The sequence below is a fragment of the Aurantimonas coralicida DSM 14790 genome, from assembly GCF_000421645.1.
GTDB lineage: Bacteria > Pseudomonadota > Alphaproteobacteria > Rhizobiales > Rhizobiaceae > Aurantimonas > Aurantimonas coralicida.
In genome coordinates this window covers 90,002-105,353 of the sequence record NZ_ATXK01000013.1, presented here as the reverse complement: position 1 = coordinate 105,353, position 15,352 = coordinate 90,002, and the positions used below count along the sequence as shown (strand labels likewise).

Sequence of the window (15,352 nt, the reverse complement as noted above, 5' to 3'; positions counted from 1 at the left end):
CATGGTGATGTCGGGTCTGGCCTTCACCTTCTCGACGATGGCGAGCCGATGCGGCCCGAGCTTGCCAGATCCAGCAGGACGACCCTGTTTGGCCGGCTCCACGGAACCCGTGCGGGCGTAACGGGCCTGAACTCTCACCGCGGTCGATGGCGCAACCTGAAGCCGCGCCGCCGCCGCACGCCGCGTCTCGCCAGCCGCAACACCACGAACTATCCGAAGCCGCAAGTCCGATGAAACCGATCTTCCCATGGTGCGTATCCTCCCGCACGCAAGGAATCAGAATACGCGGCCAAGCGGAACCATCCGATTCACACTTATTACCGGACGCTCTAGCCTGAAGAACCAACGGTTGCGCGGCGGCCGCCGGTAGAAACCGCGCGACGGACGTCCGGCAGACAGGGCGGGCCGATAAGGAACGATTCACCGAACGTGAACTGTCATGAGGTCATCACAAACTGTTTACCCGGTCTTATGAGTTCGTCCTGCACAAAGTCGCAAATGCAACTGTCAGGGTAATGAATTGTCCGGTTTTCGCGACCCTCGCGCCATGATGCGGATCAGCCATTATTCGATGGTGGGTTGGCTTCTCGCCATCATCGGCCTGTCCGTTCTGGGGCTCACCGGCGCCGGCAGCGAGGATCTCTGGCATACCCGGATCCTCGCCGCGACGACCGCGGTCGCCGTCATCGCCCTGTTCTGGGCATGCCGGCAGCATCGCCTCGAGACCGAACTGGTTCGCCAGAAGGACGCCACGGACCGCCAGAATGCGCTGATCCACGAGCGCGACGGCGTCACCAGGACACTGACCCGCCGGGTTTTCATCATCCGTTGCGGAGCGCAGCTCAAGATCGCGCCCCCATCCGGCGGCTACGCGCTCCTCCTCGTCGACATGGATTATCTCAAGCAGATCAACGACGCCTACGGACACGACATGGGCGATGCCGCCTTGCGTCATCTGGCGACGGTCGCCCGACGCGTCTTCCCCGGCAGCCTCATCGGCCGGGTCGGCGGCGACGAATTTGCGCTGCTGACCGAATGCGCCTCGCCCGAAGCGGCCACCCGGCTGGCCGAGAGCTTCCTGATCGCGCTCGACCACACCGCCTATCACGCCGGCCGACCGCTGAACCTGTCGGCCTCGATCGGCATCGCCTTCGGCCCGGGCGACACCGCCCTGTTCGACGAGCTGATGCAATATGCCGACCTCGCGCTCTACCAGAGCAAGCGGAACGGCCGTGCCCAGGCGACCCTGTTCGAAAACGAGATGCTCCGGGACCAGAAGCACACCCGCTATATCGAGCGCGAGCTGCGCGCCGCGATCCTTTTGAACGAGCTGGAACTCGCCTATCAGCCGATCGTCACCGCCGAGGGCAAGCTGCATGGCTGCGAGGCGCTGGTGCGCTGGCGCCATCCGTCGCGTGGTATCATTCCGCCGGTGGACTTCATCCCCATTGCCGAACAATCGCTGCTCATCGACCTGCTCGGCGAATGGGTGTTCCGCCGCGCCTGCCGGGATGGCGCCGAAACGGACCGATTGTCCATCGGCGTCAATTTCTCCGCCAGCCAGCTCAAGCGCGACGACGTCGTGACGATGGTCGAACGCGTGCTGGCCGAAACCGGCATGCCGGCAAGGCGCATCGTCATCGAGATCACCGAATCCGTCGCCATGAACGCCAATGACGGCGTCATTCGCCGTCTCGCCGCGCTGCGCGCCCTCGGCCTGCGCATTTCGCTCGACGATTTCGGCACCGGCTACAGCGGCTTTTCGTACCTCCGCGCCTTCCCGATCGATTCGATCAAGATCGACCGCAGCTTCGTGGTCAAGCTGGGGGACAGCGAGGCCGACAACGTGCTCATCACCGCCCTTGCCAGCGTCGCCAACGCCATGGGGCTCGCCATCGTCGCGGAAGGCGTGGAGACCGCCGAACAGATGCTGCTGGCCAGCACCGCCGGCTGCAAGCTCTTGCAGGGCTATTACTTCGCCCGGCCCCAGCCATGGTCCGACATCCAGGCGATGCTGGATCGCGGCGGCCCCGTCAGGATCCGCGCGACCGAGGCGGCCTGACCGGGCGATCCCGCGTCGGACGCCCGATCAGGTCGGCCGCAGCTGCGTGCCGGCGTCGTCAGCTCCGCAGATATTTGACGAGGGCGAAGACCCCCAGCACCAGGACGGCGAGCACCAGCACCGCGCCGATCCCCATGCCGCCCATCATCCAGCCCATCGGGCCGGAATCCATCATCATTTCATTGTCCTGCATCATGATCGCAATCCTTGTGTCCGGTTGTGACGCAGATCAGGTGCCGGGCTGGATGTTGCAAGGGAGCGCCCATCTAGAAGGGATGCCGATCCGGTGAGGATCGGCGCCGACCAGGGAGCGTTTCGCCATGATCAGCCGGGTTCCGCCGATCATCGTCTTCGACGTCAACGAGACGCTGCTCGACATCACCACGCTGGAGCCGTTGTTCGAACGGGTCTTCGGCGATGCGGCGGTGATGCGTGAATGGTTCGCCCAGCTCGTTCTCTATTCCCAGACGCTGACCCTGTCGGGCCGCTACACGCCCTTCGGGGAAATCGCAGCGGGCGTCATCCGCATGGTCGGGGAGACCCGGAATGTCGCCGTCGGCGATGACGATGTCGCCGAACTGCGCCGGCGGATCGGCAGCATGCCGGCCCATCCCGACGTCGCCCCGGCGCTGGCGAAGCTGCGCGACGCCGGCTTTCGCCTCGTCACCCTGACCAATTCGCCGCCGTCGGCCGCGCCGACCCCGCTGGACAAGGCTGGCATCGCAGAGTTCTTCGAGGCATCCCACAGCGTCGACAGCGTCGGCCGGTTCAAGCCGGCGCCCGAGACCTATCGCCTCGTCGCCGAGGCGCATGGCGTTGCCACCGGCGATCTCTGCCTCGTCGCCTGTCATGTCTGGGATACGATCGGCGCGCAGGCTGCCGGCTGTTACGGCGCGCTCGTCACCCGGCCCGGCAACGCCGTGCTGCACGCGCCCGAAACACCAAGGCCCGACATCGTCGCTGCCGATCTCGGCGCGATCGCTGACGCCATCATCCAGCGCTTCGCGCCGAAGGGCTGAGGTCTAAGGGGCCAAGGCCGCGCGCTGGCTGTCGCCGCAAGTCCATACCGCCCTGCCCCGCGGCAGGATCATGCCCGCGCGCCGAGCACCTGCACCAGGAACCGCGTCGTGCGCTCGAAATGCGCCGCCACCAGATCGCTGGCCCGGTCGGCATCGCGTTCCAGAACCGCCGCGGCGATCTGCCGATGTTCCTCGGCCAGATCGCGCTCGTGGCGCTTCAGGTCGACCGAGGCCCGGCGGTAACGCTCGCACTGGTCGTGCAGGAGGCTGCGCACATGCAGCAGCCATTTCGACCCGCAGGCCGACACCGTGGCGTAGTGGAAGTCCCGGTTGGCGGTCTCCCATTCCGACAGGGTCTCGTGATCGTCGGACATGATCCGGTCGTCCAGCTTGCCCAGCCGGTAGGCCGCGGCGACGACGCCTGATTCCCACATCGCGTCGCCCTTCTCGATCGCCATCCGCAGCATCTGCAGCTCGATGGCGGTCCGGGCGGTATTGAGATCCTCGAATTCGTCGGCATCGAGCGGCGCCACCGCGAAGCCGCGATTGCCGGTGGCGATGACCAGCCCGTCGGCCGCCAGCCGCTGCAGCGCCTCGCGCAACGGCGTCGGCCCGACTTCGTAGATCCGGCTCAGCCGCTCGATCCGCAGCCGCTCCGTCGGCGCCCGCACCCCGGCGATGATGTCGGTTCGCAGCTGCCGGTAGGCCGCGTCGGTCAGCGTCATGCCGGTGTCCGGTTTCAGGGGGCGCGTCGACACGTCCAGATCCATGAGTGTGGCAGCCTTTCCTTCGCTGGCGCCCCGCATGCCGGCTCTGCGCCGACTTGGCAATCCGCGGGCTCCCGGCACAACGCCGCTTGACCCGTCACTTTCCATATGTTTGCATGTTTTATCGATAAAACAAGGAAGCATCGCGGAAATGAAGCTGCTGACATTCGAACGGGACGGTGTTCCGGGCGCCGGCCTGCTGGATGGGAACGAGATCGTGGTCTGCGAGACCGGCGCGGCGGCCCGCCTTGCGGTGCGGCGCATCGCCGAGGGCGACGCGGAGCTGCTGGATGCGTGGAAGACCAAGGCGGCCAATGGCGCCGAGCGCCTCTCGCAGTCCGACGTGACCATTCTCGCGCCGCTGCCGGAGACGCGCCGCGACATCTTCTGCGTCGGCAAGAACTACCGCGAGCATGCCTCCGAGTTTCACAACAGCGGCTTCGATTCCGGCGGCAAGCAGGCCATCCCGGTCGCGCCCGTCATCTTCACCAAGTCGCTGTCGGCGATCATCGGACCCGGCGCGACCATCGAGGCCGGCCTCGATCGCACCCGCACCGTCGATTACGAGGGCGAGCTCGGCGTGGTCATCGGCAAGCGCGCCTTCGGCGTCTCCAAGGCCGACGCCATGGACTATGTCTTCGGCTATGTCGTCATCAACGACGTCACCTCGCGCGAGCTGCAGCGCCATCACAGCCAGTGGGTGATCGGCAAGGGCATCGACACCTTCGCGCCGATGGGCCCGGTGCTGGTCACCGCCGACGAGGTGCCGGACGTCACCAGGCTGACCGTCACCACCACGGTCAATGGCGAGACCCGCCAGAAGGCCAGCGTCGCCGATCTGATCTTCGACATTCCGACGCTGATCGAGACGATGACGGCCACCATGACGCTGCTGCCGGGCGACATCATCGCCACCGGCACGCCCGCCGGCGTCGGCATCGGCTTCGACCCGCCGCGCTATCTCGCCGACGGCGACCGCGTTGCGGTCACGATCGACGGGCTCGGGACCTTGGAGAATCCCGTCCGCCAGTAACGACAACAATGGGGAGGAAGACAGGATGACACTCAGGACAATCGCCTGCACGCTCGCGGCAGGGCTCGCCGCCGCATCGCTCGCAACCGGCGCCGTGGCGCAGGACCAGACCAGCATCGCCTGGGGCGGCTCCAATCCGGGCGGCGTCATGTACTACATGGTCGGCGTCGCCGGCACCGAGCTCGGCAAGGACCTGCCGGACGTCAACATCACCCAGGTGACCACCGGCGGCTCCACCGAGAACGCCAAGCGGCTGATCAAGGGTGAGCTCGACATGGGCATCGTCTATGGCAGCCACGTCTTCATGGCGCAGGAGCCGACCGGCCCGTTCAAGGACGGAGAGAAGGGCGACATGCTGCGGGGCGTCGCCATGGCCTATGAGGGACCGACCTATTTCGTCACCCTCGCCGACAGCGGCCTGTCGTCGATCGCCGATCTCGCCGGCAAGAAGGTGGCGCTCGGACCGCCGGGATCGGGCACGGTCTTCAACTGCTCCAACATCCTGACGGCGCTCGGCATCCTCGATCAGGTCGAGCCGCAGATGATGACCTTCGCCGACGCCGGCCGTGCGCTGGGCAACGGCCAGATCGACGCCTTCTGCCAGTCCTCCTCGCCGGCCGCGGCCGTCACCGAGCTGGCCGAGACGCGCAACGTGGTGGTGCTGCCCTACGAGGAGGACCAGCTCGCCAAGATCAGCGAGACCTATCCCTTCTACCATACGGGCACGATGCCGGAGACGACCTACAAGGGCGTTCCGGCGACCGACATGCCCTATACCACCGTCTACTGGGTCGCCCATGAGAGCGTGCCGGAAGACGTGGTCAAGCGGATGGTGGCCTCGGCCTATGACCGGCAGGACGCGCTGGCCAACGGCCACAAGGCCTGGGCCCAGATGAAGCCCGACGTCGAGAACTTCGAGGCGCTCGGCGCCCCGATGCATCCCGGCGCCGCCGCCTATTACGCCGAGAGCGGCGCGGCGAAGTAGCCACCCGCCACAGTCAACGCATTGCTGACGCCCCCGTTTTCCGGCTGACCGGAAGGCGGGGGCCTTTCAACCACGAAAAGACGAGACGATGGTGGACGCATCCTGGCTGTTGCGCGTCGATGGCGCACGCCGGTCCCTGACCGGTTTCTACGCCCTCGCCTTCAATCTGGTGGCGCTGGGCTTCACCGGCTTCTACCTCTACACCTCCGGCTTCGGCCTCGTCTCGACCCAGACCAATCGCGGCATCTATCTGATGCTGACCTCGGTGCTGGTGTTCCTGCTCTATCCGGCACGCGCCGGCTCGCCGTCCCACCGCCCGAGCATCGTCGACCTCGTTCTCGTCGCCGCCACCGTCGCCAGCGTCTGGTACTGGATCGACCAGTATGTCAGCTACGCGATGTTCCGCGTCTCCTCGCCCAACACCGCCGATCTGGTGATGGGCGCCATCGCCATCGGGGTTATGCTGGAGACCAGCCGCCGGGCGCTCGGCCCGATCATCTCGATCATCGCCATCGTCTTTCTCGGCCAACTCTATTTCGGCGAATATCTGCCCGGTCGCCTGGCCAATCCCGGCATGTCGGTCGAGCGCATCCTGGAATTCACCTATTCCACCCAGGAAGCGCTGTTCGGCGTCGTCACCGCGACCTTCGCCACCTTCGTCTTCCCCTTCATGATCTTCGGCGCCTTTCTCGAGCGCTCGGGCGCCGGCGCCTTCTTCATGGATCTCGGCACGGCGCTGGCCGGCCGCTGGCGCGGTGGCCCGGCCAAGATCGCGGTCATGACCTCCGCGCTGTTCGGCTCCATCTCCGGCTCCTCCGTCGCAAATGTCGTGACCACAGGCGCCTTCACCATTCCGCTGATGAAGCGCACCGGCTTCCGCAACCATGATGCCGGCGCCATCGAGGCGATCTCCTCCACCGGCGGCCAGTTCATGCCGCCGGTCATGGGCGCCGGCGTCTTCATCCTCGCGACCCTCACCGAGACCAGCTACCTGACCATCGCCCTGATGAACGTCATCCCGGCCGTGGTGTTCTTCATCTTCCTCCTGTCGATGGTCGATCTGGAAGCCGTCCGCCTCGACCTGAAGGGCCTGCCGGCGGAAGAAATCCCCAGCCTGCGCTCGGTGCTGGCCAAGGGCTGGCAGTTCTTCGTGCCGCTGATCGCCGTGATCGGCCTGCTGTTCTCCGGCTATTCGGCCGATTTCTGCGCCTTCTGGGGCACCGTCTCGGCCGCCGCCCTGTCCTGGCTGCGCCGCGACACCCGCATGGGACCGACCGCCATCGCACAGGCCATGGTCGGCGGCGCCCGCAGCAACGCGGCGGCGGGTGCGGCCATCGGCACGCTCGGCATCATCATCGGCGGCATCGTCCTGGCCGGTCTCGGGCTGAAATTCTCCGCCGTCCTGATCGACTTTTCCGGCGGCAATCTCTTCGTCGCGCTCTGCCTCGTGACGGTCGTCTCGATCATCATCGGCATGGGGTCGAGCACCACCGGCTCCTACATCATCCTGTCGGTGGTCGCTGCGCCCGCTTTGATCAATCTCGGCGTGCCTGTGGTGGCCGCGCATCTGGCAGTGTTCTACGCAGCGTGCCTCTCCAACATCACGCCGCCGGTCTGCGTCGCCGCCTTCGCCGGTGCCGCCATCGCCGACGCGCCGCCAATGAAGACCGGCTTCGCGGCCCTCAAATTCGGCGCCACGCTGGTGCTGATGCCGTTCAGCTTCGTCTATGTCCCGCAGCTGCTCCTTGAAGGCACGCCGCTCGACATCGCCTACACGACGGCGCTCTACGCCCTTGGCTGCGTGCTCTTCGCCATCGCGCTTCAGGGCACCGAGCCGGTCGGCGGCGTGGTCACACCGCTGCGCCGTGGGATCTTCCTCGTTGCCGGCGGCCTCTTGATGTTCCCGACCAACATCTGGATCGACATGGCCGGCCTTGCCCTGCTCGTCGTCGCCGCTGCCCCGACGGCCATCGCGCGCCGCAACAGGATCGCGGCCGGCTGACGGCGGCGCGGCGCCAGCCTCGCCGGGCGTCGTTCAGCGCCTGGCATGCCAGCTTGCGACCGGCCGGGTCTCGCGGCCGGACCCTTCCGCCCTGCGACAATCTAGCCTAGACCGGCCGCGGGGGAATCTATTTCGGGAGGGGATCCATGAACCTGCATGCAGTTTTCGCGCGGAGCGAGGCGCGCGAAATCCGGGCCGGGCTGGTCGGTGCCGGCGAGTTCGGCGCGACCTTCGTGGCGCAGTCGCGGCATATTCCGGGGCTCGTCGTCCCGGCGATCTGCGACCGCGACATGGACCGCGCCCGCCGCTCGCTGCTGGCGGCGGGCGTCGCGGCGGAGGCCATCACGCTGTGCGACACGCGCGCCGCCGCGCTGGCGGCCATCGAAGCCGGCCGGACGGCGGTCGTCGACGATGCGCTGCTTCTGGCCGCGCTGCCGCTCGACGTGGTGGTGGAGGCGACCGGCCATCCCGAAGGCGCTGCCGCAACGGCCGCCGCCGCCATCGACAATGGCCGCCACAGCGTCATCGCCACCAAGGAAGCCGAGATCGTCGTCGGTCCGATCCTCGCCCGGCGCGCCGCCTCGGCCGGCGTGGTCCACACGCCGGTGGATGGCGACCAGCCGAGCCTGCTGATCGGCCTGATCGGCTGGGCACGGCTCCTCGGCCTGAAGATCGTCGCCGCCGGCAAGGCCAGCGAATCCGACTTCGTCTGGAACCCGGCCGACGACACCGTCACCGCCTGGGGACGATCGGTTGCGGCGCCGCATTTTCGCGATCTCTTCGCGACCGGCGATCCGACCGCCGCGATCCCACCCCGCGAACTGGCGGAATTCGCCCGCACCACCGTGCCCGATCTCTGCGAGATGGGCATCGTCGCCAATCACACCGATCTTGATCCGGACGTGCCGGAACTGCACGCGCCCATCGCCCGCACGGTGGAACTGCCGCATCTCATGCGGCCCCGCGCCGCCGGTGGCCTTCTCGGCCGCGCCGGCGTCGTGGACATGTTCAACTGCCTGCGCCGGCCGGACGAGCTCAGCTTTGCCGGCGGCGTCTTCGTCATCGTCGAGGCGCCCGATGCGGCAACCGGGCGGCTCCTCGCGGGCAAGGGCATTCCGGCGAGCCCTGACGGCCGCCATCTCCTAATCCATAACCCGGTGCATCTTCTCGGCGTCGAGGCGCCGATGTCGGTGCTGTCGGCGGCCCGGCTCGGCAGCTCGACCGGCGGCACCGAGGTCAGGCCCCGCTACGACCTCGTCGCCCGCGCCCGGCGCGATCTCACCGCGGGCGAGACGCTGGCCATCGGCGCGCGCCACCAGATGGAGCCGCTGGATCACCTGCTGATGCCGGCCCGGCCGCTCGGGGCCGGCGCGCCCGCGCCCTATTACCTGATGGACGGGCGCACCCTGCGCGCCCCGGTCGCGGCCGGCGAGATCGTCACCTGCGACGCCGTCGCCTTCGACACGGCGAGCACGCTGCACCGGCTGCGCAGCGAGCAGGACGACGTCTTTTTCGCCAACCGCTGACGTCGCAAGAGCGGGCGACCGCGACCGGTCGTCCGCTTCCATGCTCCGCGCGCGCCGAATGGCGAAGATGGGAAGAACCAACTCCGATCCGGCGTCCCCGCGCCAATCCATTCCTTGATGGAAGCCCCGCGAATACCGAGTTTCCGGTCAATGCGCGACAGGCGCCTCCCAATCCAGGAATGACCCCATGAAGCTCACGCTCGCAACGCTCACCGCCGCCCTTCTCCTCGGCACCGCCGCCCATGCCGGCAGCCTCGAGGACATCAAGTCCGCCGGCACCCTGCGGATCGGCACGGAGGGCACCTATGCCCCCTTCACCTATCACGATGCCTCCGGCGCCCTCGTTGGCTTCGATGTCGAGATCGGCCGCGAGATCGCCGAGCGGCTCGGCGTCGAGGTCGAGTTCGTCGAGGGCAAGTGGGACGGCCTGATCGCCGGCCTCGCCTCCGACCGCTACGACGCGGTGATCAACCAGGTCGGCATCACCGAGGAGCGGCAGGCCCGCTTCGACTTCTCCAAGCCCTACATCGTCTCCAAGGCGGTCCTCATCGTGAAGGACGACAATGAGGACATCGCCAGCTTCGCCGATCTCGACGGCAAGCGGGCGGCCCAGTCGCTGACCTCCAATTACGGCCGCATCGCCGAGGAAGCCGGCGCCAGCCTCGTCGGCACGGAAGGCTTCGACCAGTCGATCCAGCTCGTCCTCACCGGCCGCGCCGACGCGACGATCAACGACAACCTTTCCTATCTCGACTTCAAGAAGCAGAAGCCCGACGCGCCGGTGAAGATCGTCGCCTCGGAAGCCGAGGCCGCCGCTTCCGGCGTGGTCGTCCAGAAGGGCAATCCCGAGCTCGTCGCCGAGATCGACAAGGCGCTCGATGCGATCCGCGCCGACGGCACCTACGAGACCATCTCGCAGAAATATTTCGGCGCCGACGTCTCGCGCTGATCTTCGACGGCGGCGGCGGGATGCCCGCCGCTGCCGCTGCCCTACATCGTCGCCGAAGGGTGAGGTTCCGGCCGAGCACCGGAACCGGGTTACCCGCGCCCGCTTGCTGCGACAGGATCGGACCGTCCCTTGCCCCCCACCCTGCAATTGATGCTCGACTCGCTCTGGCCGCTGGTCCGGGCGGGTCTCGTCTTCACCGTGCCGCTGGCGATCCTCTCCTTCGCCTTCGGCCTGTCGCTCGGCTTCATGACCGCCGTCGTGCGGCTGTTCGGGCCGAAGCCGCTGGCCGCCATCGCCCGCTTCTATGTCTGGTTCATCCGCGGCACGCCGCTGCTGGTCCAGCTCTTCGTCATCTTCTACGGCCTGCCCAGCGTCGGCATCCTGATCGACGCCTTTCCGGCGGCGCTGATCGGCTTCACCCTCAGCGTCGGTGCCTATACGTCGGAGATCATCCGCGCGGCCCTGTCCTCCATCAACAAGGGCCAGTGGGAAGCCGCCTATGCGATCGGCATGACCCGGAACCAGGCGATGAAACGTACCATCGTGCCGCAGGCGATACGTGTCGCCGTGCCGCCGTTGTCGAATTCTTTCATTTCGCTGGTCAAGGACACCTCGCTGGCCGCGGCGATCACCGTGCCGGAGCTGTTCCAGCAGGCCCAGCGCATCGTCGCCACGACCTACGAGCCGCTCATCCTCTATGTCGAGGCGGCGCTGCTCTATCTCGTCCTGTCCTCGGTCCTCTCCGCCCTGCAGAGCCGGCTGGAGGCGCGCTTCGGGCGCCAGGGCGGCTATCTGGAGTCCGGCGCATGATCCGCCTGTCCGGCATCGCCAAGAGTTTCGGCGAGAACACCGTCCTCGACGGCGTCGATCTGAATATCGCCGAGGGCCGCGTCACCGCCCTGATCGGCCCGTCCGGCAGCGGCAAGAGCACGCTGCTGCGCACTGCCAACCTTCTGGAAATGCCCGAGGCCGGCACGCTGGAGATCGGCGATGCGAGGGTTGCCTTCGCGCCGGGCCAGCGCCCGTCGCAGGCCGAGATCCTGGCGCTGCGCCGCAGGACCGGCATGGTGTTCCAGAACTTCCAGCTGTTTCCGCATCGCTCGGTCGCCGACAATGTGACCGAAGGGCTCACCACCGTCTGGAAATGGCCGGCCGCCAAGGCGCGAAGCCATGCAATGACGCTTCTGGAAAAGGTCGGCATGGCCCACAAGGCCGATGCCTGGCCGGCGACGCTGTCGGGCGGCCAGCAGCAGCGCGTGGCCATCGCGCGGGCCATCGCCGCTTCGCCGACGCTGCTTCTGTGCGACGAGCCGACCTCGGCCCTCGATCCGGAACTCGCCATCGAGGTCGTCGAGGTGCTGCGGACCCTCGCCGAGGAGGGCATGACGATGCTGATGGCGACCCACGATCTGCGGCTGGCTGCCCAGATCGCCGATCATGTCGCCTTTCTCGACGGCGGCCAGATCGTCGAGGAGGGACCGCCGGAGACGATCTTCCGCACGCCCACCGATCCAAGGACGACCCGTTTCGTCGGCACGCTGCTGGGCGCCGCCGGCGGACACTGACCGCCCGCCGCACACGCTCCCCGCCGGACCCGCCTCAGCGGTCGAAGGCGACAGCGACGAAGCGGCCGGTCCGGGCGCGGTAGCCGACGCCAAAGCCCGCCGCGAAGGCGCGTTCGACGGCCTCGCCGACCAGCGCCGGCGGCGTCGCCGCATCGTCGAAATCAAGGAAATGGTGGAGGAACACGATCCGCCCGCCGGGCGCGACGGCCGCCCGCAAGCGGGCGAGCATCACCTGCAGATCGTTCGGCGCGAGATAATAGAGCAGTTCCGACACGACGATCAGGTCGAACGGCCCACGAGGCATCCCGCCCGGTAGCACGGCCTCGGCGAAACGGATGCGCGGTGTCGCCCGGTTGCGATCTCGCGCGATGGCCAGCGCCGTCGGCGAGCCGTCCAGCGCCAGGAGCCGCAGGCATTTGCGGCCCAGCACAGCGCTGTTCTCGCCATTGGCGCAGGCCAGTTCCAGCCCGCGGCCATAGATCCGCGTGCCCACCGCTTCCATCAGGATGCGGCGCTTGAACTGTTCGAAGGGCGAGGCGGCATAGCCCCAGGGATCGGGATCGGCGGCGAACATCGCCTCGAACCCGTCCAGATCAATCGGCTTCGCCATCCTGCCAGTAACTTTCGATCGGGCCCGTCAGCCGGGCAATGGTGGCCCCGTCGAGCATGAACCCGTCCGGGTCATCGTCGATCAGCGCCGTGGTCTGGGATAGATGCGCGGCCACCGCCGCCCGCTTGATCTCGACGACATCGGCGATGTCGAAGAAGACCCGGTGCATTTCCCCGGGACGCGGATGATCCTCCGGCGCCCCGAGTTCGTCGAGCCAGATCGCATATTCCATCCGCGCAGGCGCCAGGCCCGCCTGTTCCAGCGCCTGTGTGACCAGATGCCAGGCCGCGCGATGGTCGGAATGCGGATCGCGCCGCCAGGGCAAGAGCACCAGATCGGGCGCGGCGTCGGCGAGGATCTCGACGACCCGGGCGCGGGCCGCGTCCCAGCCGGGCGAGCCGTCCGGCGGCAGATCGGCATCGGGCAGGCCGAGAAAGCTGCGCGGCATGGTGCCGAGGCCGAGAATGGCGAGCGCGTCCTCGGCCTCGCGGTGACGCTTGGCGGCCAGCGCCGCCCGCGGCCATGTCGCCGAATTGCGATGCGACGCCCCGCCATCGGTGACGAACAGCGTATGGAACTGGCGGCCGTCCCTGGCGAGGATGGTCGCCAGCCCGCCGCATCCAAGCGACTCGTCGTCGGCATGGGGCGCGACAATGAGGATGCTGCGGGCGGTCAAAGTGCGCGGATCGCGCGCCTCGCTCATGCGCCCTCTCCCGGCAGCCAGTCGCCGGCGGCGATCGCATCGCCCAGATTGCGCAGAGCGCCATCGGGATTGGGCTGGCGCAGATAGGTGCGCAGGTCGCGGACGAGGCGCTCCAGCGGATGCGGCCGGTTGAAGCCGGCGGCGCCCACGGCCCGCTCAGCCTCTTCCAGCACCGCCAGTGCCGCGGTCTCGACGGCCGAGCGCACGGCGTTTGCCGTCGCGACGAGGCGCCTCGCCTTTGCGGCATCCTCCGGGTCGGCCGCGGCCGCGCTCCAGGCCTCTGCGCCGCGCGCCAGCCAACCATGGGCGGCATCGACATGCAGGCCCATGCGGGCGAGCCGCTGTGCCTGATAGGGATCGCCGGCCCGGTCGGTGCGCAGCAGATGATCCCGCGCCACGTCGAAGACGGCGTGCAGGCCGCCGGTCTGCACCGCGGCAAAGCGGATCGCCCCGCCGCTGAACCAAGGCTCGCGCGTATAGTCGCCCGGCTGACCGAGACGATGCCCGGCCTCGATCTTCAGTCCGGTGAAATCGACGACATGGCTGCCGGAGCCGCGCATGCCCATCGGGTCCCACCACGACCGGTCGACCGGCGCATCGGCCAACGGCATCAGCAGCATCTTCCGGCCCGCCTCGTCCGGCACCGTCACGATCGCGCGGGTCAGCCCATCGACACCGGAGGCGAAGTTCTTGGCGCCGACAAGAACACCGTCAGTCTCGGTCAGCGGCTTGCCCGGCGCGTCGGTGTTCCAGACACCCAGCCATGCGCCCTCAGTCGCTGCATTGCGGACCGCTGCATTCTGGGCCTCGCTGCCATAGGCACGGATCAGCAACAGCGCGTTGACGTGCCCCTCATAGATCCGGCCGACACCCAGATCGCCGCGCCCCACCTCGGCCAGGAGATGCAGGAGATCGCCGATGGCGGCGGGTTCCAGCGGCGGATCAGCGGCCAGCGACGAGCCCGACAGCAGCGCGAAACCCGCATGGGGGAACTCGGCCTCCGTCTCGTAGCTGCGCGGCAGTGCCACCAATGCGCGTCGCAGCGACGCCGCCTCGTCCTGTGGCCGGAGCTTATGCAGCATGTTCCCTCGCCTCATCCTCGCCGATCAACGCTCTCAATTCCGCAATCGCATCCAGCACCGGCACCGTGCCGGGGGCATCGGGCTCGTCCGGCGCATGGCGCTCGACCAGGAGGTGCGGCGGCAGGACCCGGCCGTCGCCATCATGGAGCTCTGCGGGCTTCAGCCCGAGCCGCGTCGCGATGGCCGCGAGCCCGTCCGGTTCGACATGGGCCGCGTCGCGCAGCAAGCTGCGGCGGATCGCCCGCGCCAGAACGCGCTGCGGGGCCTCCACCAGATGCGGTCGCCCGGCTTCGGCCTCGGCCACCCATTGCGCCAGCGTATCGGCCATGCCGCCGGCCGCCCGGCCATGGGTGCGCGCCGAGACCTCGACCCGCACCGCCGGGTCGTGGCGCAGCCTGAAGCCGGCCTGCCGGACGCGGGCCACGAAGGCGAGATCCTCGCGGAAGGACGCCGCCGGCAGGCCGGCGACCGCCTCATAGACGCTGGCGCGTACGGCCAAGCTCGCCCCGGTATGGTCGCGATGGCGCGGCCAGGGATCGTGAGCCAGCGGATCGACGTGGCAGGCGAGCCGGTCGCACAATTCCGCATAGAGAAGGTAATTCCTGGCGCGCGACGTAAAGGCCGGCCCGAGCAAGGCCTCTTCGCGCCGGTCGCCGATGATCAGCCCGCCGACCAGATCGGCACCGCGTTCGATCGCCGCCAGGTTGGCCGCGATCCAGTCGGGTGCCGGCACCGCGTCGGCATCGGTGGTCAGCAGGATCGTGCGGCCGGTATCCGGCGACAGGGTGCAGGCGAGGTCCATGCCCAGCCGACGCGCCGCACCGACATGGGCGAAGGGCGCCGGAAACAGGCATTCCACCAGATGCAGCCGCAGCATGGTGCCGGCCGCCGCCGCCTCCGCTGCCGCGCGCGACCGGTCGTCGGTGTTGTTGAGAACGATGACGACGTCGAGCTGCCGGCCGGTGCCGGCAAGCCAGGACTGTTCGGCAAGCGCGCGGAGAAGCGCCGGCAGGCGCTCCTCCTCGTTGCGGGCGGGGACCGCCACGATC

At 68.2% G+C, this 15,352-nt stretch carries 16 protein-coding genes; 9 read left to right on the top strand and 7 right to left on the bottom strand.

What is annotated here, in order from left to right; genetic code table 11:
* Positions 1-249 (bottom strand): helix-turn-helix domain-containing protein (locus tag H536_RS23915; protein WP_155898391.1); only part of this gene is annotated, 249 nt, incomplete at its 3' end.
* A 298-nt stretch (positions 250-547) separates the two neighbouring features.
* Between H536_RS23915 and H536_RS0120165 the strand changes: the two genes are divergently transcribed.
* Positions 548-2,062 (top strand): putative bifunctional diguanylate cyclase/phosphodiesterase, encoded by a 1,515-nt coding sequence (locus H536_RS0120165; RefSeq protein WP_024352167.1) that lies wholly within the window; start codon positions 548-550, stop codon positions 2,060-2,062.
* Between the two features lie 58 nt (positions 2,063-2,120).
* Here the strand turns inward: H536_RS0120165 and H536_RS24580 are convergent, their stop codons facing one another.
* A complete protein-coding gene (locus tag H536_RS24580; RefSeq protein WP_155898572.1) occupies positions 2,121-2,258 on the bottom strand; it encodes a hypothetical protein in 138 nt (45 codons plus the stop codon).
* Between the two features lie 124 nt (positions 2,259-2,382).
* Between H536_RS24580 and H536_RS0120155 the strand changes: the two genes are divergently transcribed.
* Positions 2,383-3,081, top strand: coding sequence for a haloacid dehalogenase type II (locus H536_RS0120155; RefSeq protein ID WP_024352166.1), 699 nt, complete (start codon positions 2,383-2,385; stop codon positions 3,079-3,081).
* A 68-nt stretch (positions 3,082-3,149) separates the two neighbouring features.
* Here H536_RS0120155 and H536_RS0120150 read toward each other — a convergent pair whose 3' ends face one another.
* A complete protein-coding gene (locus H536_RS0120150; RefSeq protein WP_230788450.1) occupies positions 3,150-3,839 on the bottom strand; it encodes a GntR family transcriptional regulator in 690 nt (229 codons plus the stop codon).
* Positions 3,840-3,999: 160 nt separating this feature from the next.
* Between H536_RS0120150 and H536_RS0120145 the strand changes: the two genes are divergently transcribed.
* From H536_RS0120145 to H536_RS0120115, 7 genes are all read left to right on the top strand, one after another.
* A complete protein-coding gene (locus tag H536_RS0120145) occupies positions 4,000-4,881 on the top strand; it encodes a fumarylacetoacetate hydrolase family protein (protein ID WP_024352164.1) in 882 nt (293 codons plus the stop codon).
* A gap of 25 nt (positions 4,882-4,906) precedes the next feature.
* Complete coding sequence (locus H536_RS0120140) at positions 4,907-5,866, top strand: TAXI family TRAP transporter solute-binding subunit (RefSeq protein ID WP_024352163.1); 960 nt, start codon at positions 4,907-4,909, stop codon at positions 5,864-5,866.
* A gap of 88 nt (positions 5,867-5,954) precedes the next feature.
* Positions 5,955-7,868, top strand: a complete 1,914-nt coding sequence (locus H536_RS0120135; RefSeq protein ID WP_024352162.1) for a TRAP transporter permease — start codon at positions 5,955-5,957, stop codon at positions 7,866-7,868.
* Positions 7,869-8,014: 146 nt separating this feature from the next.
* Positions 8,015-9,394 (top strand): hypothetical protein, encoded by a 1,380-nt coding sequence (locus tag H536_RS0120130; protein ID WP_024352161.1) that lies wholly within the window; start codon positions 8,015-8,017, stop codon positions 9,392-9,394.
* Between the two features lie 187 nt (positions 9,395-9,581).
* Positions 9,582-10,343 carry an amino acid ABC transporter substrate-binding protein gene (locus H536_RS0120125; RefSeq protein ID WP_024352160.1) on the top strand — a complete coding sequence of 254 codons (762 nt, stop codon included), beginning with the start codon at positions 9,582-9,584 and terminating at the stop codon, positions 10,341-10,343.
* 129 nt (positions 10,344-10,472) lie between these two features.
* On the top strand, positions 10,473-11,153 hold the full coding sequence (locus H536_RS0120120) for an ABC transporter permease subunit (RefSeq protein WP_024352159.1): 681 nt from the start codon (positions 10,473-10,475) through the stop codon (positions 11,151-11,153).
* Positions 11,150-11,908: an amino acid ABC transporter ATP-binding protein gene (locus H536_RS0120115; RefSeq protein WP_024352158.1), complete on the top strand. Its 759-nt coding sequence runs from the start codon at positions 11,150-11,152 to the stop codon at positions 11,906-11,908. The genes H536_RS0120120 and H536_RS0120115 overlap by 4 nt, the downstream gene beginning before the upstream one ends.
* 34 nt (positions 11,909-11,942) lie before the next feature.
* Here the strand turns inward: H536_RS0120115 and H536_RS0120110 are convergent, their stop codons facing one another.
* Genes H536_RS0120110 through H536_RS0120095 form a run of 4 tightly spaced genes read right to left on the bottom strand, consistent with a single transcriptional unit; the run spans position 11,943 to position 15,348 of the window.
* Positions 11,943-12,518 (bottom strand): class I SAM-dependent methyltransferase, encoded by a 576-nt coding sequence (locus tag H536_RS0120110; protein ID WP_024352157.1) that lies wholly within the window; start codon positions 12,516-12,518, stop codon positions 11,943-11,945.
* Entirely contained in the window at positions 12,502-13,221 is a 720-nt protein-coding gene (locus tag H536_RS0120105) for a PIG-L deacetylase family protein (RefSeq protein ID WP_024352156.1), read from the bottom strand. Before H536_RS0120105 ends, H536_RS0120110 begins: the two co-directional genes overlap by 17 nt.
* On the bottom strand, positions 13,218-14,303 hold the full coding sequence (locus H536_RS0120100) for an acyl-CoA dehydrogenase family protein (protein WP_024352155.1): 1,086 nt from the start codon (positions 14,301-14,303) through the stop codon (positions 13,218-13,220). The genes H536_RS0120105 and H536_RS0120100 overlap by 4 nt, the downstream gene beginning before the upstream one ends.
* Positions 14,293-15,348 carry a glycosyltransferase family 2 protein gene (locus H536_RS0120095; RefSeq protein ID WP_162142674.1) on the bottom strand — a complete coding sequence of 352 codons (1,056 nt, stop codon included), beginning with the start codon at positions 15,346-15,348 and terminating at the stop codon, positions 14,293-14,295. The genes H536_RS0120100 and H536_RS0120095 overlap by 11 nt, the downstream gene beginning before the upstream one ends.
* Between the last annotated feature and the right edge of the window lie 4 nt (positions 15,349-15,352).

What these genes read in the sequence shown, in the direction of transcription:
- H536_RS0120165 (WP_024352167.1), top strand. Translation starts at nt 548, where the DNA reads ATGATGCGGATCAGCCATTATTCGATGGTGGGTTGGCTTCTCGCCATC.
- H536_RS24580 (WP_155898572.1), bottom strand. Translation starts at nt 2,258, where the DNA reads ATGATGCAGGACAATGAAATGATGATGGATTCCGGCCCGATGGGCTGG.
- H536_RS0120155 (WP_024352166.1), top strand. Translation starts at nt 2,383, where the DNA reads ATGATCAGCCGGGTTCCGCCGATCATCGTCTTCGACGTCAACGAGACG.
- H536_RS0120145 (WP_024352164.1), top strand. Translation starts at nt 4,000, where the DNA reads ATGAAGCTGCTGACATTCGAACGGGACGGTGTTCCGGGCGCCGGCCTG.
- H536_RS0120140 (WP_024352163.1), top strand. Translation starts at nt 4,907, where the DNA reads ATGACACTCAGGACAATCGCCTGCACGCTCGCGGCAGGGCTCGCCGCC.
- H536_RS0120135 (WP_024352162.1), top strand. Translation starts at nt 5,955, where the DNA reads ATGGTGGACGCATCCTGGCTGTTGCGCGTCGATGGCGCACGCCGGTCC.
- H536_RS0120130 (WP_024352161.1), top strand. Translation starts at nt 8,015, where the DNA reads ATGAACCTGCATGCAGTTTTCGCGCGGAGCGAGGCGCGCGAAATCCGG.
- H536_RS0120125 (WP_024352160.1), top strand. Translation starts at nt 9,582, where the DNA reads ATGAAGCTCACGCTCGCAACGCTCACCGCCGCCCTTCTCCTCGGCACC.
- H536_RS0120115 (WP_024352158.1), top strand. Translation starts at nt 11,150, where the DNA reads ATGATCCGCCTGTCCGGCATCGCCAAGAGTTTCGGCGAGAACACCGTC.
- H536_RS0120110 (WP_024352157.1), bottom strand. Translation starts at nt 12,518, where the DNA reads ATGGCGAAGCCGATTGATCTGGACGGGTTCGAGGCGATGTTCGCCGCC.
- H536_RS0120105 (WP_024352156.1), bottom strand. Translation starts at nt 13,221, where the DNA reads ATGAGCGAGGCGCGCGATCCGCGCACTTTGACCGCCCGCAGCATCCTC.
- H536_RS0120100 (WP_024352155.1), bottom strand. Translation starts at nt 14,303, where the DNA reads ATGCTGCATAAGCTCCGGCCACAGGACGAGGCGGCGTCGCTGCGACGC.